General features: G+C 68.6%; 19 protein-coding genes. 9 read left to right on the forward strand and 10 right to left on the reverse strand.

From position 1 onward, the window contains the following. The first annotated feature begins 7 nt into the window (after positions 1 to 7). On the forward strand, positions 8 to 1,030 hold the full coding sequence (locus V8201_RS05110; protein WP_336544648.1) for an alanine racemase: 1,023 nt from the start codon (positions 8 to 10) through the stop codon (positions 1,028 to 1,030). On the opposite strand, the gene V8201_RS05115 is transcribed toward V8201_RS05110, so the two are convergent. The 4 genes from V8201_RS05115 to V8201_RS05130 all read right to left on the reverse strand — a co-directional run bounded on the left by V8201_RS05115 (position 1,027) and on the right by V8201_RS05130 (position 7,686). Next, positions 1,027 to 1,956, reverse strand: coding sequence for a prolyl hydroxylase family protein (locus V8201_RS05115; protein WP_336544649.1), 930 nt, complete (start codon positions 1,954 to 1,956; stop codon positions 1,027 to 1,029). The two genes, V8201_RS05110 and V8201_RS05115, sit on opposite strands and share 4 nt — an antisense overlap. Before the next feature lie 86 nt (positions 1,957 to 2,042). After that, positions 2,043 to 5,303, reverse strand: a complete 3,261-nt coding sequence (locus V8201_RS05120) for a TonB-dependent receptor domain-containing protein (protein ID WP_336544650.1) — start codon at positions 5,301 to 5,303, stop codon at positions 2,043 to 2,045. A gap of 198 nt (positions 5,304 to 5,501) precedes the next feature. Continuing rightward, the gene (locus tag V8201_RS05125; RefSeq protein ID WP_336544651.1) at positions 5,502 to 6,674 is read right to left on the reverse strand and encodes an acetyl-CoA C-acetyltransferase; all 1,173 of its coding nucleotides are present in this window, start codon (positions 6,672 to 6,674) and stop codon (positions 5,502 to 5,504) included. A 7-nt stretch (positions 6,675 to 6,681) separates the two neighbouring features. Further along, entirely contained in the window at positions 6,682 to 7,686 is a 1,005-nt protein-coding gene (locus tag V8201_RS05130; RefSeq protein ID WP_336544909.1) for an alpha/beta fold hydrolase, read from the reverse strand. A 107-nt stretch (positions 7,687 to 7,793) separates the two neighbouring features. Between V8201_RS05130 and phaR the strand changes: the two genes are divergently transcribed. Both phaR and V8201_RS05140 read left to right on the forward strand, forming a co-directional pair. Further along, the gene (gene phaR / locus V8201_RS05135; protein WP_037531415.1) at positions 7,794 to 8,351 is read left to right on the forward strand and encodes a polyhydroxyalkanoate synthesis repressor PhaR; all 558 of its coding nucleotides are present in this window, start codon (positions 7,794 to 7,796) and stop codon (positions 8,349 to 8,351) included. A 3-nt stretch (positions 8,352 to 8,354) separates the two neighbouring features. Continuing rightward, positions 8,355 to 8,540 carry a hypothetical protein gene (locus V8201_RS05140; protein WP_336544652.1) on the forward strand — a complete coding sequence of 62 codons (186 nt, stop codon included), beginning with the start codon at positions 8,355 to 8,357 and terminating at the stop codon, positions 8,538 to 8,540. A 344-nt stretch (positions 8,541 to 8,884) separates the two neighbouring features. Here the strand turns inward: V8201_RS05140 and V8201_RS05145 are convergent, their stop codons facing one another. Next, complete coding sequence (locus V8201_RS05145; protein ID WP_271300336.1) at positions 8,885 to 10,066, reverse strand: aspartyl protease family protein; 1,182 nt, start codon at positions 10,064 to 10,066, stop codon at positions 8,885 to 8,887. Between the two features lie 192 nt (positions 10,067 to 10,258). Between V8201_RS05145 and V8201_RS05150 the strand changes: the two genes are divergently transcribed. From V8201_RS05150 to V8201_RS05160, 3 genes are all read left to right on the forward strand, one after another. After that, positions 10,259 to 10,681 carry a DUF2946 family protein gene (locus V8201_RS05150; RefSeq protein ID WP_336544653.1) on the forward strand — a complete coding sequence of 141 codons (423 nt, stop codon included), beginning with the start codon at positions 10,259 to 10,261 and terminating at the stop codon, positions 10,679 to 10,681. A 64-nt stretch (positions 10,682 to 10,745) separates the two neighbouring features. Beyond that, on the forward strand, positions 10,746 to 12,779 hold the full coding sequence (locus V8201_RS05155; RefSeq protein ID WP_336544654.1) for a TonB-dependent receptor: 2,034 nt from the start codon (positions 10,746 to 10,748) through the stop codon (positions 12,777 to 12,779). Beyond that, positions 12,776 to 13,882, forward strand: coding sequence for a PepSY-associated TM helix domain-containing protein (locus V8201_RS05160; RefSeq protein ID WP_336544655.1), 1,107 nt, complete (start codon positions 12,776 to 12,778; stop codon positions 13,880 to 13,882). Before V8201_RS05155 ends, V8201_RS05160 begins: the two co-directional genes overlap by 4 nt. Positions 13,883 to 13,891: 9 nt before the next feature. Here the strand turns inward: V8201_RS05160 and gorA are convergent, their stop codons facing one another. Genes gorA through pgi form a run of 5 tightly spaced genes read right to left on the reverse strand, consistent with a single transcriptional unit; the run spans position 13,892 to position 17,834 of the window. Beyond that, positions 13,892 to 15,238 (reverse strand): glutathione-disulfide reductase, encoded by a 1,347-nt coding sequence (gene gorA, locus V8201_RS05165; protein WP_336544656.1) that lies wholly within the window; start codon positions 15,236 to 15,238, stop codon positions 13,892 to 13,894. Next, complete coding sequence (vapC, locus tag V8201_RS05170; RefSeq protein WP_336544657.1) at positions 15,231 to 15,653, reverse strand: type II toxin-antitoxin system VapC family toxin; 423 nt, start codon at positions 15,651 to 15,653, stop codon at positions 15,231 to 15,233. Before vapC ends, gorA begins: the two co-directional genes overlap by 8 nt. Beyond that, positions 15,650 to 15,853, reverse strand: coding sequence for a type II toxin-antitoxin system VapB family antitoxin (locus tag V8201_RS05175; protein WP_271300342.1), 204 nt, complete (start codon positions 15,851 to 15,853; stop codon positions 15,650 to 15,652). Before V8201_RS05175 ends, vapC begins: the two co-directional genes overlap by 4 nt. 54 nt (positions 15,854 to 15,907) lie before the next feature. After that, positions 15,908 to 16,309, reverse strand: a complete 402-nt coding sequence (locus V8201_RS05180; protein ID WP_336544658.1) for a DUF4174 domain-containing protein — start codon at positions 16,307 to 16,309, stop codon at positions 15,908 to 15,910. A gap of 34 nt (positions 16,310 to 16,343) precedes the next feature. Next, positions 16,344 to 17,834 carry a glucose-6-phosphate isomerase gene (gene pgi / locus V8201_RS05185; RefSeq protein ID WP_336544659.1) on the reverse strand — a complete coding sequence of 497 codons (1,491 nt, stop codon included), beginning with the start codon at positions 17,832 to 17,834 and terminating at the stop codon, positions 16,344 to 16,346. A gap of 116 nt (positions 17,835 to 17,950) precedes the next feature. On the opposite strand from pgi, the gene lepB reads away from it, so the two are divergent. Genes lepB through era form a run of 3 tightly spaced genes read left to right on the forward strand, consistent with a single transcriptional unit; the run spans position 17,951 to position 20,410 of the window. After that, positions 17,951 to 18,787, forward strand: a complete 837-nt coding sequence (gene lepB / locus V8201_RS05190; RefSeq protein WP_336544660.1) for a signal peptidase I — start codon at positions 17,951 to 17,953, stop codon at positions 18,785 to 18,787. Next, positions 18,784 to 19,452, forward strand: a complete 669-nt coding sequence (rnc, locus tag V8201_RS05195; RefSeq protein WP_037531533.1) for a ribonuclease III — start codon at positions 18,784 to 18,786, stop codon at positions 19,450 to 19,452. Before lepB ends, rnc begins: the two co-directional genes overlap by 4 nt. Before the next feature lie 58 nt (positions 19,453 to 19,510). Then, the gene (era, locus tag V8201_RS05200; RefSeq protein WP_037531438.1) at positions 19,511 to 20,410 is read left to right on the forward strand and encodes a GTPase Era; all 900 of its coding nucleotides are present in this window, start codon (positions 19,511 to 19,513) and stop codon (positions 20,408 to 20,410) included. The last annotated feature ends 30 nt before the right edge of the window (positions 20,411 to 20,440 follow it).

A 20,440-nucleotide genomic window follows, 5' to 3' on the forward strand; every position in this document is an offset into this window, starting at 1 on the left:
GGCGCGCGTGACCGCACCGCTTCGCCTCCGCCTCGACGCCGCCGCTCTCGCCGACAATTGGCGCACGCTCGACCGGATGAGCGGCGCGGCAGCCTGCGGCGCGGCGGTCAAGGCGAACGGCTATGGCCTCGGCGCGATCGCGGTCGCGGAGCGGCTCGCCGCCGCCGGTTGCCGCGATTTCTTCGTCGCGACCTGGGCGGAGGCGGAGCGGCTCGCTCCGCTCGGCCTGTCCGTGTCGGTGCTGCACGGCGTGCGCGACGCGGACATGCCGCTGGCGCTGGCGGGGATCGCCCGGCCGGTGCTCAACAGCGAGGCGCAGGTGGCACGCTGGCGCGCGGCGGGCGGCGGCGCCTGCGACGTGATGATCGATACGGGGATCAACCGGCTCGGCGTCGCGCCGAAGGCGGTGCGCGACGGCCTGCTCGACGGTCTGGCGATCGAGACCCTGCTCAGCCATCTTGCCTGCGCCGATGAGGACAGCGAAATGAACGCGCGGCAGCGCTCCGCCTTCGCCGGGCTCGCCGGGGCGACCGCGGCGCGGCGGATGAGCCTTGCCAATTCGGGCGGCATCGCGCTCGGCGGCGATTATGCCTTCGATCTGACCCGGCCGGGCATCGCGCTCTATGGCGGCATCGTCCGGTCCGACTATGCCGGGCGCATCCGCAGCGTCGTCACGCCGCAGGCGCAGGTGCTGCAACGCCGTACCGTCGCGGCGGGCGAGACGGTCGGCTATAACGCGACGTGGAGAGCGCCGCGGGCGAGCGAGGTCGCGATCCTCAACCTCGGCTATGCCGACGGTTACGTCCGCGGCTTCTCCGACACCGGCACCGCGGGGGAGGGGCGCCTGCCGGTGATCGGCCGCGTCTCGATGGACCTGCTCGCGCTCGACGTCAGCGCCAGCCCGGATCTGGGCGAGGGCGATTGGGTGACGCTCGACTTCGCGTTGCCCGACGCGGCGGCGGCGAGCGGGATGTCGCAATATGAGCTGCTGACGCTGATGGGGCAGCGTTATGATCGGGTCTGGGGTTAGGCGGCTTCCGGGCCGGTCCATACGTCGAACGGGCGCGCGCGTATCCATCGCGTCGCCAACCATTTGACGCCGCTGCGCACCGGCTCGCCGGCGTGGCGGGCGGTGGCGAGCGCATGCCCCGCGGCATCGACATTGTCGAAGATGATCGCGTCTCCCACGCGCGGGCGGATGACGAGCCCGTGATCGGGAAAACTCGTCTCGCCGCCGGTGAAATCGTCGTTGAGATAGACGAGCACCGTCGCGACGCGCTGATTGCGCACCTGCGGAAGAATGTCCGAATGGAGGCGGAATTGCTGGCCGGGCCGGTAGCGCAACACGGTCAGCGCTTCGCCTTGGCCGATCCGGGTGGCGCTCAGCGCGGCGATCCGCTGGTTGAGCGCGCGGATCACCGGGTCCTCGCGCACCGGGCCGATCACCGCCGCGTCCGACGTGCGGATCGGGTGCGGCACCGATCGCCCGGTGCGCGGATCGACGACCGCTGCCGGCGCGAGCAGATCGTCCGCGGCGCGCGCGATATGGGCGCATTCCGCCAGGGTGAAGGCCGCGACGGCGCGACGCACGCTGCCGTCGGCGGTGAGCGGCTGAATCACGGGCAGGCTTGCCGGCGTCCCTGCGTCATCGAGCGACATCGCGGCAAGCAGCGTTTTTAGCTGACGCGCCGGCACGTTGCCCGCTGCGACCGCAGTATCGAGCAACCCCATCGCCGTGTGCCAGTCAGCGTCGGCACCGGTGCCGTTGGCGGCGAGCGCGATCTCGATCAGCTGCGCTTCGTCATGGCCGGCGTCGGCCGCCCGTCTGAGTGCGGCACGCGCGCCGGGCAGGTCGCGCGGCAGGGGGCGGCCCTGCAATTGCCACAGGCCGAGCTGGAACAGTGCCTCGCCTTCCCCGGCAGCGGCACGTCGTTGAACCGCTGCGACGGCGGTCATCGGGTCGTTCTGCATCGCCGAATGGTGGACGAAAAAAGGGCCGGTGGAAACCACCGGCCCTCCAGTTTTCGGGTTTGCAGAAGCGCTTAGAAGCGCGCGGTGACGCCCGCGTAGAAGCGACGCCCGATATTGTCGAAGATCGCGCTGCCGGCACCGATGCCGGTCGCGCCGAGCGGCGGCAGGCGATCGGTCAGGTTGTCGACGCCGATGTAGAAGGTCGACCGCTCGCTGAAATCGATGCCGAGCTTGGCGCCGATGTACAGGACATCCGGATAGAAGGGGATGTCGTAATCGTCGAGGTTCTGCGCCGGGCGACCCTGGAAGGCGCTGTGATTCTCGATCGCGCCGACCGACTGCTTCGACAGATAGCGGAATTGCGTGTCGAGGGTGACGAGACCGAAATCGGCGCCGAGGTTCACCGTCACCTGATCCTTCGGATAGCCCAGCTCGCCGACGAAAATATCCGCGAAGCTCGGCTGCAGCGGATTGAGGAAGTTGCTGGCCTCCAGGATATGCGTGTAGATCACCTGACCAGACAGGCGCGTACCGCCGAAGCTGTGCGCGTAGGACAGGTTAGCGTCGATGCCGCGCCGCTTCAGGCTCGCATAGTTGAGCGGATTGTCGAGTAGCGCACCTTCGATGATTCGATAGGACTGTTCGCCATTCGGACCGGTCGCGCCGGCGGCAACGCGGGTGAACTGATTACAGAACTGATTGTCGGTGATCGTCGGCGAGTCATAGCAATTGTTGACGGTGGCCTGCGCGCCCGCCGACTGGATGACGTTGTTGACCTTGATGTTGTAATAATCGACCGACAGGATCAGCCCCGGCACGAAGGTCGGCGAGATCACCGCGCCATAGGTGTACGAGTCAGACTTTTCGGCGCGCAGATTGGCGTTGCCGCCGCTCAGGATTTCGAGCGACTGGACATATTGATAATTGTAGCTGGTCGGAATGCCCGCCGCGGCGCAGTTGGCGGCGCGGAACTGTGTGCCGCGGCCAAGATTGTCCGCCGAGCACGGATCGAGGAAATTGGGCGCGAAATTCTGCCCGGCCGACGCATACAATTCGCTGAGGTTCGGTGCCCGCACCGAGCGGCCGTAATTGGCACGCAGGCGAATGCCCTCGACCGGCGCCCAGACGCCGTTGAGGTTGTAGGTGTAGACGGTGCCTGCCGAGCCCTTGTAGTCCGACACGCGACCGGCGGCGCCGACCGTGACTTCCTTGAGCAGGGTGATGTCCTTCAGCAACGGCACGCGCAATTCGCCGAACGCTTCCTTCACCTCGAACGACGGCGGATCGAACCGGGCCAGCGCGTTGTAGAAGGTGTAGCCGGCCTGGACGTAGGGATCAGCCTGGAAATAGTTCGTCTCACGACGATATTCCGCACCGATCGAGAAGCCGACGGCGCCGCCGGGCAGGTTGAAGAACTTCGACGAATCACCCGACACGTTGGCGAGCAGGTCGAGCTGGGTGATCTTGCCTTCCGAGACGGTGTTGCGCAGCACGTAGTTGCGCGTCGCGTCCGAAATGCTGCCGACGCCGAACGGATTGAGCGGCTGGCAGGCGGCGATATCGCTGGCGAGGTTCGCGGCATTGCCGCCGAGATCCTCACCGAAGGCGAAGCGGCTGGCATCGAGCTGCGCGCCGCAGACGATCTGGCCGGTCGCCGGATTGCGCACCGCGTCGAGCGCGAGGCTCAGCCGCTGCACGTCGACGTTGCCGAGGACGCGGGTACGCTCCTTGAACTCGCCGTAATTGGCCGACACTTCGTAGTTGAACGTATCGAGGAAATCACCGCGCACGCCGCCGACGATGCGATACGTCTCGCGCCGCGCATCCTCGCGCCGCGAGCCGAGATCGGTCAGGTTCTTGCGCAGGATGAAGCGATAGGCGCCGCTGTTGATCTGCGTGCGCAAGGTTGCGGCCTGGTCCGCGGTGATCGCCGCACCGGTGGTGGGATTGATCCCGTTGTTGACCGCCAGCAGCGCCTGTGCGGTCAGTGCCGCACTTGCATCCGCGCTCAGGAACGGGTTGTCGAGGCGCGGACGCTCATATCGCGCGTCGATCGTCGATCCGGTGTAGAAGGCCGGACCCGAGCCGCCGAGGCTGACCGAGTCGACGCGGACATATTTGGCTTCGATGAACGGGACGAAGGCATCCGACACGGCGAAATGGCCGACCAGATTGGCCGAATAGCGATCGAGCTGCGGCAGCAGCTGGATCAGCGTGCCTTCACGGCGCGTATTGCCGTTGCCGCCGATGAACGCGCCCGAAGGAGCCGCCGAGGGCGCCGCCGCCGAGCCGTTGGCGATGCCGACGCGCGTCCCGGTCTCCTGGATCAGCGAACCGCCGGGCTGGAACAGATAGTTGCAGGTATAGGCGCGGCCGAGCGGATCGCGGCCGCAGCGCGCATTCGACGCCGCGCCAAGCCCGGCGCCGGCGAAGGTGACCAGGCCGCCGTCATAGATGGTGGCGCTGCGCACGTTGCGGAAAAACACCGCGTCCGGCACGCCGTCATAATTGAGCTTGCCGTCGACACCGACGCCCGCCGCATCGACGTTGGTCGTGACGAACGTGTCGTTCTGGCGATAGGCCTTGCGGTCCGACGCGAACAGCGCCTCGGTGCGGGCATATTCGAGGTTGACCGCAAGGTTGCCGCGGCCGTCGGCGAAGTTCTTGCCGCCGGTCAGGCTGACGAAATAGCTGCCTGCGTCCTTCTCGTCGCTGACGCCGCCCTGGGCGCGGATCTGCAAGCCTTCGAAATTCTGCTTGAGGCGGAAGTTGACGACGCCGGCGATCGCGTCCGAGCCGTAGACCGCGGAGTTGCCGCCGGTGACGAGGTCGACGCCCTCGATCAGGTCGGTCGGGATCGTGTTGACGTCCACCGACACCGCATTGTTGAGGATGTCAGACCCGACATGGCGGCGGCCGTTGACGACGACGAGCGTGCGCGACGTGCCGAGCCCGCGCAGATCGAGCAGGTTGAGACCGCCGGTGCCGAGGAAGCGCGTCGAGTTCGACTGGCTGTAGGTGCTCTGCAGCTGCGGCAGATCGTTGAGCACGTCACCGATCGAGGTGCGCGCGGTCTGGGTCAGCTCGGCGGCCGACACGGTGGTGATCGGCACGACCGATACCGCGTTGGGCGAACGGATGCGCGATCCGGTGATAACGATTTCCTCGGACGGCCGCGTCGGCTCGTCCTGATCGGGCGCCGCCATCGAGGTCCCGGCCGTGTTGCTGCCGGCCTGCGGCGCATTCGTATCGGGAGCGGTTTGCGCGAAGGCATTGGTGGCGAGCAGCATCCCGCCCGCGAGCGCGCTCGCGGAGAACAACCAGTTCTTCATAATAGTCCCCTGTGTCAGGCGTTTATCGCCTTTGTCAGGGGACCATGTTGGCAAACGCACGGCCGCAGGGACAAGCGGCAATGCCTCCAAAACGTGTCAATCTTGTCATTTAGCTGTAATGTGTCGCCAAAATGACACGATCATGACGGTCATCGTGTCCGAATGTTGCGATTATGTCAGCGGCCGTGTCGTATGGCCTCAGCGCTCCACGCACATCGCGATGCCCATGCCGCCGCCGATGCAGAGCGTCGCCAGCCCCTTCTTCGCATCGCGCTTCTGCATCTCGTAGAGCAGCGTGGTGAGCACGCGCGCGCCGCTCGCGCCGATCGGATGGCCGATCGCGATCGCGCCGCCGTTGACGTTGACCTTGTCGGCATCCCAGCCGAGCGCCTTGCCGACCGACAGCGCCTGCGCCGCGAACGCCTCATTGGCCTCGATCAGGTCGAGATCGGCGAGCGTCCAGCCGGCCTTGTCGAGCGCCTTCTGCGAGGCGGGCACCGGCCCGATCCCCATCACCGACGGGTCGACGCCCGCGCTCGCCCAGCTGCGGATCGTCGCCAGCACCGGCGCGCCGCGCTTTGCGGCCTCCTCGCGGCTCATCAGCACCAGCGCGGCAGCGCCGTCGTTGAGGCCGCTGGCATTGGCGGCGGTGACGGTGCCGTCCTTCTTGAACGCCGGGCGGACACCGCCGACGCTCTCCAGCGTCGCGCCGGCGCGGATATATTCGTCGTCCGCCACCACCGTGTCGCCCTTGCGGCCTTTGATCGTCACCGGCGCGATCTCGTCGGCGAAGCGGCCGCCGGCGCGCGCCGCCTCCGCCTTGTTCTGGCTGGCGACGGCGAAGGCGTCCTGGTCGGCGCGCGTCACCTGATATTCCTCGGCGAGATTCTCGGCGGTGATCCCCATGTGATAGCCGTTGAACACGTCGGTGAGCCCGTCGACCACCATCGTATCGACGAGGCTGATCGCGCCCATCTTGGTGCCGCCGCGCATCGTCTGTGCGTGCGCGCTCAGCGACATGCTCTCCTGGCCGCCGGCGACGACGATCGTCGCGTCGCCGGTCTGGATCGCCTGCGCGGCCAGCGCCACCGCGCGCAGCCCCGATCCGCACACCTGGTTGACGCCCCAGGCCGGCACCTCCTTGGGGATGCCCGCCGCCATCGACGCCTGCCGCGCCGGATTCTGGCCCTGCGCCGCGGTCAGCACCTGGCCGAGGATCACCTCGGACACGTCGGCGCCGTCGACGCCGGCCTGGGCGAGCGCCGCCTCGATCGCGATGCGGCCGAGCTCGTGCGCGGGGGTGGCGGCGAAGGCGCCCAGGAAGCTGCCGACGGGGGTGCGCTTGGCGGCGGCGATAACGATCTCGGTCATGATGATCCTACTCCTTTGCGGCCTGTCTACCGCCCGGCAGCGCGGCGATCCAGTGCGCCAGCGGCTCCCACAGCATCGCCCGCCCGCGTCCGCCGACGATCATCCCGACATGGCCGAGGCCGAGGTCGCGCCGATCTTCAAGCCCGGCGGCGGTCGCCGCGGGGACGATGCGATCGGTGAGCGAGACGAACTCGACCGCGGGGCAGGTGAGGCGCTCCGGCCCGGCGGCGACGCCGCGGATCGGCCAGCCGCCGGTGCCGGGGCGGTCGGCGGCGACGAAGCCCTCGAACAGGTCGCGCGCCGCGGCGAGCGGCAGCGGCTCGCCGGCATTGGCCCAATCCTCGAGCCGGACGAAGGCGCGCGCCGCCGCGCCGTCCGGATCGAGCCGGCCGAACGATTCATATTTGGCGACGGTGCGCGCCGGGTCGAGCCGCCAGAAGCCCGCCTGCAACGCCTCCATCGGCAGCACGCCGAGCGCCTCCGCGGTCGGCGCGGCGGCGTGCCACAGGTCGAGCATCGCCGGCGCGGCATCGCCATAGCCGGCGAAATGCCACGGCGCGGCGATCGTCGCGAGTCCCGCGACCTGCGTCGCCCCCGCCGCGGCGAGCGCCATCGTCCCGCCGAGGCAATAGCCGACCAGCACCGGCGGTTCGTCGAGCTGCTCGATCAGCCGCAGCAGCAGCGATTCGACGTGGCCGGTCATGTCCATGTCGCGGTCTGCGGCCCCCGGCGATCCCCAGTCGACCAGCGCGACGCGGAATCCCTGTTGCGCCATCCAGCGGACCAGCGATGCCTCGCCGAGGTCGAGGATCGCCGGCGGATTGATCAGTGACGGCACGAACACCACCATGCGCCCGCGCCCGCCGTAATAGCGCAGCGACGCGCGCCCCGCGGTGGCGAGCGCCGGCATCGGCGCGGGCGGCGCGGGGCGGGGCGCCTGCTGATAGGCGGCGAGTCCCGCCAGCGCCGCGGCGGTACGCGCCGGCTGCGCCGCGGTTTCGCTGCGCAGCATCTCGAGGAACAGGGGCAACGGCCGCGGACCGTGTTGCGGTGCGAAAAATTGCGGCGTACCATCGGGATCAGTCACGGCAACGCACCGTCGCGCAACAGGGGAGCGGTATGAGGAAACAGGCCAGGGGCGACGGAATCGTCATCATCAAGAAATACGCCAACCGGCGCCTCTACAATACCGAGACCTCGTCCTACATCACGCTCGACCATCTGGCGACGATGACCCGCGACGGCCGCGACTTCAAGGTCGTCGACGCCAAGACCGACGACGACATCACCCATAACGTGCTGACCCAGATCATCATGGAAGAGGAAAGCCGCGGCCAGACGATGCTGCCGGTCAGCTTCCTGCGCCAACTCATCTCGATGTACGGCGATTCGATGCAGGCGATGGTGCCGGGCTATCTGGAGGCGTCGATGGACAGCTTCCGCCGCAACCAGGAACAGTTCAAATCGGCGGTCGAGGGCGCCTTCGCCCACTCGCCCTTCGCCGAGATCGCCAAGCGCAACCTGCAGATGTTCGAGGTCGCGGCGCAGGCGTTCCAGACCCCGGCGGCGGCGGTCGCGCCCGCCCCCGCCGCGCCGCCGGCGAGCAAGGACGACGAGATCGCCGCGCTCAAGGCCGAATTGCTGCGGCTGAAGGATAAGGTCGAAAAGCTCGGCTGAGCCATGCCGCTCCTGTTCTGGGGCGCGGGCGGCACGGTGCTGCTCGCGCTCGTCGCCGCCTTCGCCGACCGCCGCCGCCGGTTGCGCGCCGACCCCGACCGGGTCGGCTTCATCGACTGGCGGACGGTGCAGATGGCGGCGCTGCTCGCGACGATCCTGCTGGTCAGCCTCGGGCTGCACACGCGGTAGTTTTTTCTCTTCGACGCGGAGGCGTTTGGGTTCGCGCATAGGCGCGAAGGGCGCAGAGGGGTCCCGATCGGCGTGTATCGCCTCTGCCGTTCTGGCGACGTTGGATCGCCGGAACGATCAACCCTTCCGCGCCTCCGCGCCTCCGCGTGAACAATTTTTCTTCGCCCGCCGCTCATTCATAAGAAGCGGGGATGAGCCATTGGCGAGAAGAAGATAGGGTTCACGCGGAGGCGCGGAGATGTCTCTTTTGCCGCGCACGATTTGCCCCAATCCTACAAGTGAGGTGGGGCTGCTGGCGCAGCCATTGTCTCTGCGTCCTCTGCGCCTCTGCGCGCATCAAATCTTCAGTAGAATTGCCGCAGCGTCAAAGTCCGCACCGTCCCGTCGCACAGGCCGAGCCGCACCACCGTTCCCGGCGTACCGATCGCCCATTTCGCCAGCGCGCTCGTCGGATAGTCGGCCGTTACCGGCGCGTCGTTGATCCGGCAGATCGTCTCGCCGGCGCGCCAGCCCGCCGCCGCCGCCGGTCCGCCGCGCATGACGTGCAGCACCTTGAGCCGGTCGCGCGTTAGCCCGACGAGCAGCCCGCTGGTCGAGCGCAGCGGCGGCGCATCCGCATCGGGGCCGGGCTTGAGCACCATCCGCCCGGCGCCGGGGTCGAGCAGCACCCGATAGCTCTGCAACAGCCCCGATCCGACCCGACCGGCGACGCCGATCGTCTCCGAAAAGCCCGCGGGCGGCTCGACGCGCGTCTCGACGTTGCGGATCTGCTGCTGGCCGATCGCGACCGCCGGCAGGATGGCGAGCGTGCTCACCGTCTCGCCGGCGAGGCCGAAGGAGATGGTCGTCGTCGTCGGCAGCTTGGCGATGCCCGCACTCGCCGCCGACGCCGCCGACAGCGTCAGCGCCGACCCGTCGCCGGTGTCGACGATCATCGGCGACAGCCGCTTGCCCGCGATCGTCGCGCTGCTCTCATAGACGCGGCGCCCGGCCGAGATGGTCAGCGGCGCGATCGCGCCGACGAACGGCAGCCGCCCCGACGGGAGCAGGCGGAAGCGGTGATTGGCATAATCGATGTCGAGCGCATGGCCGCCGGTGACGTCGCGGCCGATCAGCATGTCGACCGCCTGTGCGCTGCCGGTGGCGAGCGCCGGCAGATCGGCGACGGTGACGCCGCCGCCGCTGCGCGTCAGCCCGCCGATCACCAGCCGCCGGGTCGGCAGCCAGCCGACCGCCACCGCGCCATTGCCGCCGCCGCCGATCGCCGTCGCCTGTCCGTCGGCGGTGATCCGCGCCGGATCGGCGGCGGCGGATTTGCTCGCCAGCACCGAATAACTCACGCCGGTATCCAGGATCGCGGTCACGGGGCGCGCATCGAGCGTCAGCGTGAAGCGGATCTGGTTGCCCGGGGTGAGATCGAACGGCACCCAGCGCGCTTCGCTGTCGGCGGCGAGCGTCGCCACGCCTTCGCGCACCGGAGGCACGGGCGCGGCGGCGATCAGCAGCAGGGGAAGAAACAGACGCATCGCCGGACCCTAACGACGGATCGCCGACGCCGCCACAAAGGCTTGGGGGCAGGGTGGCATCAACCCGGTCGAGGATCGGGCCGAATGTCGCTCGATGCTTGTGCAGGCATGGCCCTGGCGCGATCCACCCACCCATCACCGCCGTCATCGCGGTGAATGACAGCCGCCGCCGCGTCGCCTAAGGGATTGCGCGTGACGTCGCTCCGCCGCCTGTTGCTGGATCATCGCGCGCTGGCGGCGTGGCTGCTGGCGCTGGCGCTCGCCGTGCGGCTGCTCGTGCCGGCGGGCTATATGATCGATCGGGTCGATGGCCGGCCGGTGCTGGCGATCTGTAGCGGTTATGGGCCGGTGCGCGCCGCGCCGATGGCCATGACGATGCCGATGGCGCATGCCGGTGCCGGCCATGACGCGCAGGGCGGACCGCATCCGGTCGCGGACAGCCCTTGCCCGTTCGGCGCGCTCGCGCAGGCCGTCGCGCTGCCGGTCGTGCCGCTGCTGCTCGCGCTCGCGATCGCCTTTGCGATGGCGCTGGCGATGCGGCCGCACCGCCGGCCGGTCCTGCCCGACCGCATCTACCTCCGCCCGCCGCTGCGCGGACCGCCGCGCCCCGCCTGATCCGACCTTTGCCTTCATGACGGCGCGCGCCAGCGGGTGCGCGCCTGGATCAGGACGAATATCAATGCACCTCAGACCAACCGCGGCAGCGGCGGGCCTTGCGCTCGCGCTGGCGAGCCCGGCATGGGCACAACAGGACGACGCCACGCGACCATCGGCGACGCAGGACACCAGTTTCTCGGTCGGCGACATCGTCGTCACCGCCGGCGAGATGATGCGCGCGCCGAGCAACGTCGTCACCTCGATCGACCGGCTCGGCGGCGATGTCGCGCAGCGGCAGAATGTCGACAACAGCTGGGAATTGTTCGCGCGCCTGCCCGGCGTGTCGCTGACCGACTTCAATCAGGGCACCACCTCGGGCCGCTTCTCGATCCGCGGCTTCAACGGCGAGGGCGAGATCAACGCGGTCAAGCTGCTGATCGACGGCGTGCCGAACAATGCCAACGACGGCAGCATGCCGCTGATCGACGCGGTGATGCCGCTCGACATCGCGCAGATCGAACTGGTCCGCGGCACCGCCGACCCGCGCTACGGCCTCCACGCGATCGCCGGCAGCGCCGATATCGCGACGCGGATCGGCGGGAATTACCTCGACATGCGCGCGCTCGGCGGCGCGTTCGGCACCGCCGACGGACAAGTGTCGGCGGGGGTCGAGACCGGCCGGTTCAGCCAGAATTACGCGCTCGGCTACCGGCATAGCGACGGCTATCGCGATCATGCCGGGCTCGATCGGCTGAGCTTCGCGGGCAAATGGTTCTACGACTGGGGCGGGGTGCGGCTCGGCGGCATCGCCCGCTATGCGCAGACGCGCGCCGACGAACCCGGCTATCTCACCGATGCCGATGCCTATCGCGACCGCCGCCTGTCCTATCCCGTCTCGGCGAGCGACGGCGGCCGGCGGCAGACGGGCCAGTACAGCCTTCACCTCGATGCCGATCTCGCCCCGACGCTGGCGCTGACCGCCAAGGGCTATGCCAGCAGCCTCGACGACGATCGCTACGTCCGCTTCTCGGCGACCGTCGCGCAGCAGCGGCGGCTGACGCAGGAGCAGCAATACGGCGGACTCGCCGCGCTCCATTACCATCCGCAGGTCGGCTTTCTGCACCGGCTGATGATCGAGGTCGGCGGCGACGTACAGCGGCAGGACAACCAGAGCCTGCGCTGGCTGACCGCCGACCGCCGCATCACCAGCCAGACGCGCGATCAGGCGTTCGGGCTGACGATCGCGGGCGGCTATGCGCAGGCGGTGATCGAGCCGGTCGGGTGGCTCAGCATCACCCCGGGCTGGCGCATCGACACGGTGTCGGGATCGCTGCGCAACCGCCTCAACGGATTACGCTATCCCATCAACGATTACGGCACGATCAGCCAGCCCAAGCTCAGCGTCGCGATCATGCCGCTCGCCGGCCTTACCGCTTACGGCAATTACGGGCGGACGTTCCAGATCGGCGTCGGCGCGGGCGCCTATCGCGTGCCGCCGCGGATCACCAATCTCGCGCCGTCGATCAACGAAGGCTGGGAGGCAGGCGTCAAATATGCACGTGGCCGCTGGCTCGAGACGCGGGTCGCGCTGTGGCAGCAGACCGCGAGCGGCGAGATCAAGCGCCGGCTCAACGATCCCTCGGGCGACAGCGACAATCTCGGCAGGACACGCCGGCGCGGGGTCGACGTCCAGCTCAACCTGACGCCGGTGCGCGGCGCGACGCTGTGGGGCGCCTATTCCTACCAGCATGCGCGGATCGTCACGCCCGATCCGGCGACGCCGTCGCAGGCGGGCAATTGGATCGACCATGTCCCCCAGAACCTGTTCTCGGGCGGTGTCGACCTCGTCCCCGCCGAACGCTGGCGGCTGTCGCTGTCGGGCAACGGCCAGTCGAGCTATCATCTCACCCCGGCCAACAGCCTGCCGCGCTATGGCGATTATCTGGTGGTCAACGGTGAGGTGGCGTGGCGGCTGCGACCGCAGCTGGAACTCGCCGCGCAGCTCAAGAACATCGGCAACCGGCATTACGAATATGCCTGGTACGACGGCACGCAGGTGCTGCACTCGCCCGCCGATCCGCGCGCGCTCTACGGCAGCCTGCGGCTGACGCTGTGAGCGCGCGCGGTATCGTCCGCCGGGTGCATCTGTGGCTGGGGCTGAGCGTAGGCGCATTGTTCGTGCTGACCGGGCTGACCGGCAGCCTGCTCGTCTTCTACCCGGCGATCGACGGTGCGCTGCATCCCGGCCTCGCGCGGGTGGCGGCGGACGCACGGCCGGCGTCGTGGCAGGCGGTGTATGACGCGCTGCGCCGCGCCGAACCGGGGCGTGACGGGGCATGGCGGATCGAGGTGACGCCCGACGGCGGGCCGATCCCGGTCCGCTATTACGCCGCCCGCGAGACGCGCGCGCGTGCCTTCGCGCCGCTGATGCTGTGGCTCGAACCGGTACGGCTGACGGTGGTGCGGCGCGGTTTCTGGGGCGGCTATGCGACGACCTGGCTCTACGATCTCCATTACCGGCTGCTGCTCGAAAAGCCGGGGGCGCTGGTGATGGGGATCGCCGGGATCGTCATGCTGGCGATGCTGGTCAGCGGATTGTGGGCGTGGTGGCCGCGACCCGGCGGCTGGCGACGCTCGCTTGCGTGGAAGCGGGAGGCGGCGCGCTCGCGGCGCCTGTACGACTGGCACAAATGGGCGGGGATCGGCAGCGCCCTGGTGCTGGTCGTCGTCGCCGCGACCGGCGTGCTGCTCGACCTGCCCGATCAGGTCCATCCGCTCGTCGCGCGCGCCTCGCCGCTGTTCGCGACGCCGCGGCTGCGCAGCGTCCCGAACGGCCCGCCGCTGCCGCTCGATACGCTGGTCGACCGCGCGGAGCGGGCGCTGCCCGGCGGCGCGCTGGCGTGGATCGAGACGCCGGCGGACGCGCATGGCGTGGTGCGCGTCAACCTCGCGCTGCCGGGCGAGCCGAGCCGCCGCTTCCCGCGCAGCAACGTCTGGCTCGATCCCTATACCGGGCGGGTGCTCGCGGTGCGCGATGCGCGGCGCGACGGCGGCGGCGATATGCTGCTCGACTGGCTGCACCCGCTGCACGATGGCGAGGCCTTCGGGCTGGCGGGACGCTGGCTGGCGTTCGTCTCCGGGCTGGTGCCGGCGGTGCTGTTCGTCACCGGTCTGTGGCGATGGCGGGTGCGGGCGAAGGCGAGGGCGAGGGCGCGCTAGGCGCCCCCCTTATTTCATCAGCACCAGTTCCTCCGCCATCGTCGGGTGCAGCGCGACCGTCTCGTCGAACTGCGCCTTGGTCAGCCCCGCCTTGACCGCGATCGCCGCCGCCTGGAGGATTTCCGGCACGTCGGGGCCTATCATGTGCAGGCCGACGATCCGCCCGGTCTCGCCGTCGCACACCATCTTGTAGAGCGCCCGCTCGTTGCGCCCGGCGAGCACGTTCTTCATCGGCCGGAAGTCGGACGAGTAGACGCGGATCGAGCCGAGCTTCTGCTTCGCCTCGCTCTCGGTCAGGCCGACGCCCGCCATCGGCGGATGGCTGAACACTGCCGAGGGGATGTTGGTGTAATCGACGCTGGTCGGCTTGTTGCCGTAGAAGGTGTCAGCGAACGCCTGGCCCTCGCGGATCGCCACCGGGGTCAGCTGGATGCGGTTGGTGACGTCGCCGATTGCGAAGATGCTGTCGACGCTCGACCGGTTCTGCGCATCGACGACGATCGCACCCCTGTCGAGCGCGACGCCTGCTGCCTCGAGCCCGAGGTCGCGGGTATTCGGTACGCGGCCGGTGGCGAACATCACCATGTCGACGGTGACCGGCTCGTGGTTGCTCATATGCACCGTCAGGCAGCCGTCCTCGCCCTTGACCAGTTGCTGGAAGGTCGCGTCGAACTTGAATTCGAGGCCCTTCATCATGCTGATCTGCAACAGCCGGTCGCGGATCGACAGGTCGTAGCCGCGCAGGATGTCCTGCGTCCGGTTCATGATCGTGACGTGCGCGCCGAGCTGGTGGAAGATGCCGGCGAATTCGTTGGCGATATAGCCGGCGCCGGCGATCAGGATGCGCTTGGGGATGGCATCGAGGTGGAACGCCTCGTTGCTGGTGATGCCGTGCTCCGCGCCGGGGCAGTCGGGCACCGCCGGATGCGCGCCGACCGCGACGAGGATGCGCTCGGCCGTCTTCTCGCTGCCGTCGGCGAGGCGGACGCTGTGCGGGCCGGTGACGACGGCGCGCTGGTGGATGATCTCGACGCCGTGATTCTCCAGCGTCTGCGTATAGGCGCCGTTGATCCGGTCGACCTCCTCCAGCACGTTGTCGCGCAGCGTCGGCCAGTCGAAGGCGCATTCGTCGGGCACCTGCCAGCCGAAGCGCTTGGCGTCCTTGAGGTCCTCGGCGAAATGCGCACCGTAGATCAGCAGCTTCTTGGGCACGCAGCCGCGGATGACGCAGGTGCCGCCGACGCGATATTCCTCGGCGACCGCGACCCTGGCGCCGTGCGCCGCGGCGACGCGGCTGGCGCGCGTGCCGCCCGATCCTGCGCCGATGACGAACAGGTCGTAATCATAGTCAGCCATTATACACTCCGGGAGTGTCGAGCGCCGACCGAAGGCCGGGATGCTGGACGAAGGGGTCTAAATCACGATCGCTATACAATAGCGGCAGGCGATCAAGGATGCATCGCGTCGCGATCAGCGTGTCGATCGTCTTGCGGACGGTGATGCCGCGGCTGCGCAGGTGGCGATAGTGGCGTGCCGCTTCGATGGCGACGCGGTGGTCGCTGACGAAAACGAATTCGAACGCCGACAACGCCGCCAGAGCGGACGAGAATTCCCGTTGATCGCGTGTGCCCTGCAACACTTCCGTGAGGATGAGATCGCCGACCAGGAGCTTACCATGCCGGGCCGTGATCGCCCGCAACGCGGTGGTGTGCCGCGTAACACGATGCGCTAGGTGATCGATCCATACCGATGAATCAACAAGTACGATCACTTCGCCGGGATGTACTTGCTGGTCCGCATGTCGTCGAGGTCACCTTCCCAGCCTAACCCCTGAAGGGCGTCCAGGGCCGCCAGTTGACGCTTGACCCGAAGATACTCCCTCAACGCATAGGATACTGCTTGCTCGGCGGTAGTGGCGTTCGCTACCTGCATTGCTTCCGTGACCAATGCATCATCGATTTGGACGTACATGTCTTAGACTCCGCCGATACCTCAATATAGAGGCATCGCGACGCAGCGACAACGTCACCGCTCGCCGGCGCGGCGCATCGGCATGGCGTCGATCGTTTCGGCGAGCATCTCGGCCGCGATCGGCGTGGCCTTGCGCAGCTTGACGCCGCCGTCCTTGCCGATCAGCACCGCGGCGAACCGGTCCGACGGCATCCGGTAGCGCCGGCGCAACGCCGTCGCCGTATCGGCCGCGCCGGTGACGCGGTCGCCGATCACCGTCACCACGGTGAGGTCGCGCTCGCGCGCCGCTGCATCCCAGCCGGCAAGCGCGTGGCGCTGCGCCACGAGCGCGGGATCGTCCGCGCGCGGCGCCGTCATCACCAGCACGCGCCGCTGCCAGCGCATGGCGGCGACCGTCATCGGCGACGGAGCGGCTGGGGCGGGTGCAAGCGCCGCGGCGAGGAGGAGCGGGATCATCCGGCGTCAACGCCCGACGATCCCGCCGGTCGCATCAGTCGAGCCCGGCGCGGCGGATCAGGTCTTCGGTCGAGGCGTCGAACGACTGGCCGCCGTGATCCGCCGCCTTGGCCATCTCCTTGCCGAGCTCGACGCCGAACTGGTCGAACGAATTGATGTCGAGCAGCACGCCGTTCACGAACACGCGATGCTCGTAGAAGGCGATCAGCGCGCCCAAGGTACGCGGGTCGAGCACGTCGAGCAGCAACGTCGAGGACGGCCGGTCGCCGCTGTACGAGCGCGCCGGATCCTCGACCTGCTTGCCCTTCATCAGCGCCGCCCCCTGCGCGAAGGCGTTGAGCAGCAACTGGCGGTGGTGATCCTCGGCCAGCGTGTCGCCCGGCTCGATCACCGCGATGAATTCGACGGGGACGAGGTGCGTGCCCTGGTGGAGCAGCTGGAACACCGCATGCTGCGCGTCGGTGCCGACGCCGCCCCAGGTGATCGCCGCGGTCGGCCGCCCGACCGGCCGACCGTCGACCGTCACCCCCTTGCCGTTCGACTCCATCTCGAGCTGCTGGAGGTAGCTCGGCAGCAGCCGCAGCCGCTCGTCATAGGCGAAGGGCGCGCGCGTCTCGGCATGGCGGACCTGCGTGTAATAGAGGTCGGCGAAGGCGGCGAGCGCCGGCGCATTCTGCGCGAGCGGGGTCAGGCGGAAATGCCGGTCCATCGCCGCCGCGCCTTCGAGCAGCTCCTCGAACGCGCCCCAGCCGAGCGCGATCGCCGCGGGGAAACCGATCGACGACCAGAGCGAATAGCGGCCGCCGACGCCCTCGCCGAACGGCAGGATGCGCGTTTCGTCGACGCCCCATTCCATCGCCTTGTCGGGTGCGGCGGTCAGCGCGATCACCTTGCCATAAGGGTCGCTGACGCCGTGTTCGGTCATCCACTGCAGCGCCGATTCGGCGTTGAGCATCGTTTCCTTGGTGGTGAAGGTCTTCGACGCGACGACGAGCAAGGTCGCGGCCGGATCGAAATCCTTGATCGCATCCTCGAGCGCGACGCCGTCGACGTTGGAGACGATCGCGACGTCATAGCGCTTGTCCTCGCGGCCGAGCGCGTCGACGAGCAGATGCGGGCCGAGCGCCGAACCGCCGATGCCGATGTGCAGCACGTGGCGGATCTCGCCGAGCGCGCCGCCCTCGATCGCGTCGATCAGCGAACGCATCCGCTCGTGGAACTTGCGCGCCAGCGCGACGCTCTCCGGATCGCCCTCGCCGCGCTCGGCGGTGTGACCGACCGGGCGGTCCTCGGTGACATTGACGTGCTCGCCGCCGAACATCGCGTCGCGCTTGCCGGCGAGGTCCTTGGCCTCCGCCAGCGCGGCGAAGGCGTCGATCGCCTCGCGGGTCAGATGCGTCTTCGACCAGTCGAAATGGATACCGGCGACGTCGAGGCTCAATGTGGAGAGCCGCTCGCCGTCCTGTTCGAACAGATCGACCAGCTTGACGGAGGGGAGGGCTTCGATCGCAGACCAGTCGCTCATGATATGTCCTTCGGGGAAGGGATGTCCGGTTGGCTCCGTATCGAACCTGCGCGTCGCGGCAAGCCCCTCGGAACGACTACTCAGGACGCTTAGGGGGCGCTAAGGCTCCCTTCGCTATGGATCAGACTCCCCAAACCGCGCCGGCCGCGGCGACCACGCCGGCCAAGCCCCGGTCCGAACTCGCCGAGACGCTGCGCTTCCTCGTCAAGCTGGCGGTCATCGTGCTGATCCTCAGGAGCTTCCTGTTCGCGCCCTATTCGATCCCCTCGGAATCGATGCTGCCGCGGCTGCTGATCGGCGACTATCTGTTCGTCACCAAATGGAATTACGGCTATTCGCGCTGGTCGCTGCCGGCCGGGGTGCCGCTGATCCCGGGGCGGATCCTCGGCCGCGATCCGGCGCGCGGCGACGTCGTCGTGTTCCGCTCGCCGGGGCCGGACGATCATGACGTCATCAAGCGCGTCATCGGCCTGCCCGGCGACACGATCCAGGTCCGCCACGGCCAGGTCATCCTCAATGGCAAGGCGATTCCCAAGCAGCGGATCGGTGATTTCATCCTGCCGCTCACGGCCAATTTCGATGCGCAGAAATGCGGCGCGAGCTTTCAGGACGTCGATGCCGCCGGCGTGCCGATCTGCCGCTACCCGCGCTTCCGCGAAACGCTGCCCAACGGCAAGAGCTATGAGGTGCTCGATCAGGCCGAGATTCCGCAGGCGGACGATACCGGCCTCTATACGGTGCCGGCGGGCGACGTCTTCCTGATGGGCGACAATCGCGACGACAGCGCCGACAGCCGCTTCCCCGCGCCGATCGGCATGGGCTATATTCCGATGGAGCGGATCGAGGGCAAGGCGGTGGTCACCTTCTTCTCGACCAACGGCAATGCCTCGTGGATCAATCCGGTGAGCTGGTTCACCGCCGCACGCTGGCAGCGGATCGGAGAGGGCTTCTGACCGCCGCGCTACCCGACTGGCTCGGCCGCACCTTCGGCCGCCGCCCCGCCGACCTCGCCCCCTTCGAACGCGCGCTGACCCACGGCAGCCAGGCGGCGGAGAATTACGAGCGGCTCGAATTCCTCGGCGACCGCGTCCTCGGCCTGGTCGTCGCCGAATGGCTGTGGGAGCTGTTCCCGAACGAGCCCGAGGGCCATCTGTCGAAGCGGCTCAACGCGCTCGTCACCGGCGCGACCTGCGCCGAAGTCGCGCGCGAACTCGGCGTGCGCGATCATCTCCGCCTCGGCAAGCAGGCGCGCGATGACGGCGCGTCGAACAGCGACAATATCCTCGGCGACGTGATGGAGGCGCTGATCGGCGCCTGGTATCGCGAGGCGGGGCTCGACGGCGCGCGCGCCTTCATCCGCTCGGCGTGGCGCGAACGCGTCCAGCGCGGCGACAAGGCGCCGCAGCATCCCAAATCGGCGTTGCAGGAATGGGCGGCGGCGGCGGGGCGCCGCGCGCCCGAATATCAGGTCGTCGACCGCTCCGGCCCGCATCACGCGCCGCGCTTCACCATCCAGGTCCGCATCGGCAGCTTCGCCGAAGCGAGCGCCACCGGCACCAACAAACAGGAAGCGGAAACCGCCGCGGCCAAGGCGCTGCTGGACAAGCTGCGCACATGAGGCGCTTTCCGTTCCCCTCGATTGCACCGATCGTGCATCGCCCAACACCGGACCATCCATGACCCAGACCCAACATTGCGGCCTCGTCGCCGTGGTCGGCGCGCCCAATGCGGGCAAGTCGACGCTCGTCAATGCGCTCGTCGGCCAGAAGGTCGCGATCGTCAGTCCCAAGGCGCAGACGACGCGCACCAAATTGCTCGGCGTCGCGATCGAGGGCGAGGCGCAGATCCTGCTGGTCGACACGCCCGGCATCTTCGAGCCGCAGCGCCGGCTTGATCGCGCGATGGTCGCCGCCGCCTGGACCGGAACGGAGGGCGCCGATCTGATCGCGCTCGTCGTCGACGGCAAGGGTGGCGTCGGCGGCAAGGTCGAGCGGATCGCGGAGGCGCTGAAGGATCGGCCCGAGCGCAAAATCCTCATCCTCAACAAGGTCGACATCGCCGACAAGCCGAAGCTGCTGCTCCACGCCGAGAAGCTCAACGCGCTGATCGGCTTTGCCGACACCTGGTTCGTCTCGGCCCAGACCGGCGACGGCGTCGCGGAACTCAAGGCGGCGCTCGCCGCCGCCATGCCGGCGGGGCCGTGGCATTATCCCGAGGATCAGGTGTCCGACGCGAGCGAGCGGGCACTGGCCTCCGAAGTGACGCGCGAGCAGCTCTACCTCCAGCTCCACGCCGAACTGCCCTATGCGAGCACCGTCGAGACCGAGAAATACAGCGAGCGCGAGGACGGGTCGGTCGAGATCCACCAGCAGATCCTCGTCGAACGTCCGACGCAGCGCGCAATCGTGCTCGGCAAGGGCGGCCAGCGGATCAAGGAGATCGGCGCGCGCGCCCGCGCCGAACTGGCGGGCATCATGGACCGGCCGGTCCACCTCTACCTCCACGTCAAGGTCAAGCCGGGCTGGGACGAGGACCGCGAGGTCTATCGCGACATCGGCCTCGACTGGGTGGAATAGCGCGCGAGGCGGCGCCCCCGTCGCGGGAGG

Source organism: Sphingomonas kyungheensis, from assembly GCF_037120395.1.
Taxonomy (GTDB): Bacteria; Pseudomonadota; Alphaproteobacteria; order Sphingomonadales; family Sphingomonadaceae; genus Sphingomonas; species Sphingomonas kyungheensis.

Coding starts and splice junctions, on each gene's coding strand:
- V8201_RS05145 (WP_271300336.1), bottom strand. CDS start 10,066: ATGCGTCTGTTTCTTCCCCTGCTGCTGATCGCCGCCGCGCCCGTGCCT.
- V8201_RS05120 (WP_336544650.1), bottom strand. CDS start 5,303: ATGAAGAACTGGTTGTTCTCCGCGAGCGCGCTCGCGGGCGGGATGCTG.
- pgi (WP_336544659.1), bottom strand. CDS start 17,834: ATGAGCGACTGGTCTGCGATCGAAGCCCTCCCCTCCGTCAAGCTGGTC.
- V8201_RS05140 (WP_336544652.1), top strand. CDS start 8,355: ATGCCGCTCCTGTTCTGGGGCGCGGGCGGCACGGTGCTGCTCGCGCTC.
- lepB (WP_336544660.1), top strand. CDS start 17,951: ATGGATCAGACTCCCCAAACCGCGCCGGCCGCGGCGACCACGCCGGCC.
- era (WP_037531438.1), top strand. CDS start 19,511: ATGACCCAGACCCAACATTGCGGCCTCGTCGCCGTGGTCGGCGCGCCC.
- V8201_RS05155 (WP_336544654.1), top strand. CDS start 10,746: ATGCACCTCAGACCAACCGCGGCAGCGGCGGGCCTTGCGCTCGCGCTG.
- V8201_RS05130 (WP_336544909.1), bottom strand. CDS start 7,686: ATGCTGCGCAGCGAAACCGCGGCGCAGCCGGCGCGTACCGCCGCGGCG.
- V8201_RS05175 (WP_271300342.1), bottom strand. CDS start 15,853: ATGTACGTCCAAATCGATGATGCATTGGTCACGGAAGCAATGCAGGTA.
- gorA (WP_336544656.1), bottom strand. CDS start 15,238: ATGGCTGACTATGATTACGACCTGTTCGTCATCGGCGCAGGATCGGGC.
- V8201_RS05125 (WP_336544651.1), bottom strand. CDS start 6,674: ATGACCGAGATCGTTATCGCCGCCGCCAAGCGCACCCCCGTCGGCAGC.
- V8201_RS05115 (WP_336544649.1), bottom strand. CDS start 1,956: ATGACCGCCGTCGCAGCGGTTCAACGACGTGCCGCTGCCGGGGAAGGC.
- phaR (WP_037531415.1), top strand. CDS start 7,794: ATGAGGAAACAGGCCAGGGGCGACGGAATCGTCATCATCAAGAAATAC.
- V8201_RS05180 (WP_336544658.1), bottom strand. CDS start 16,309: ATGATCCCGCTCCTCCTCGCCGCGGCGCTTGCACCCGCCCCAGCCGCT.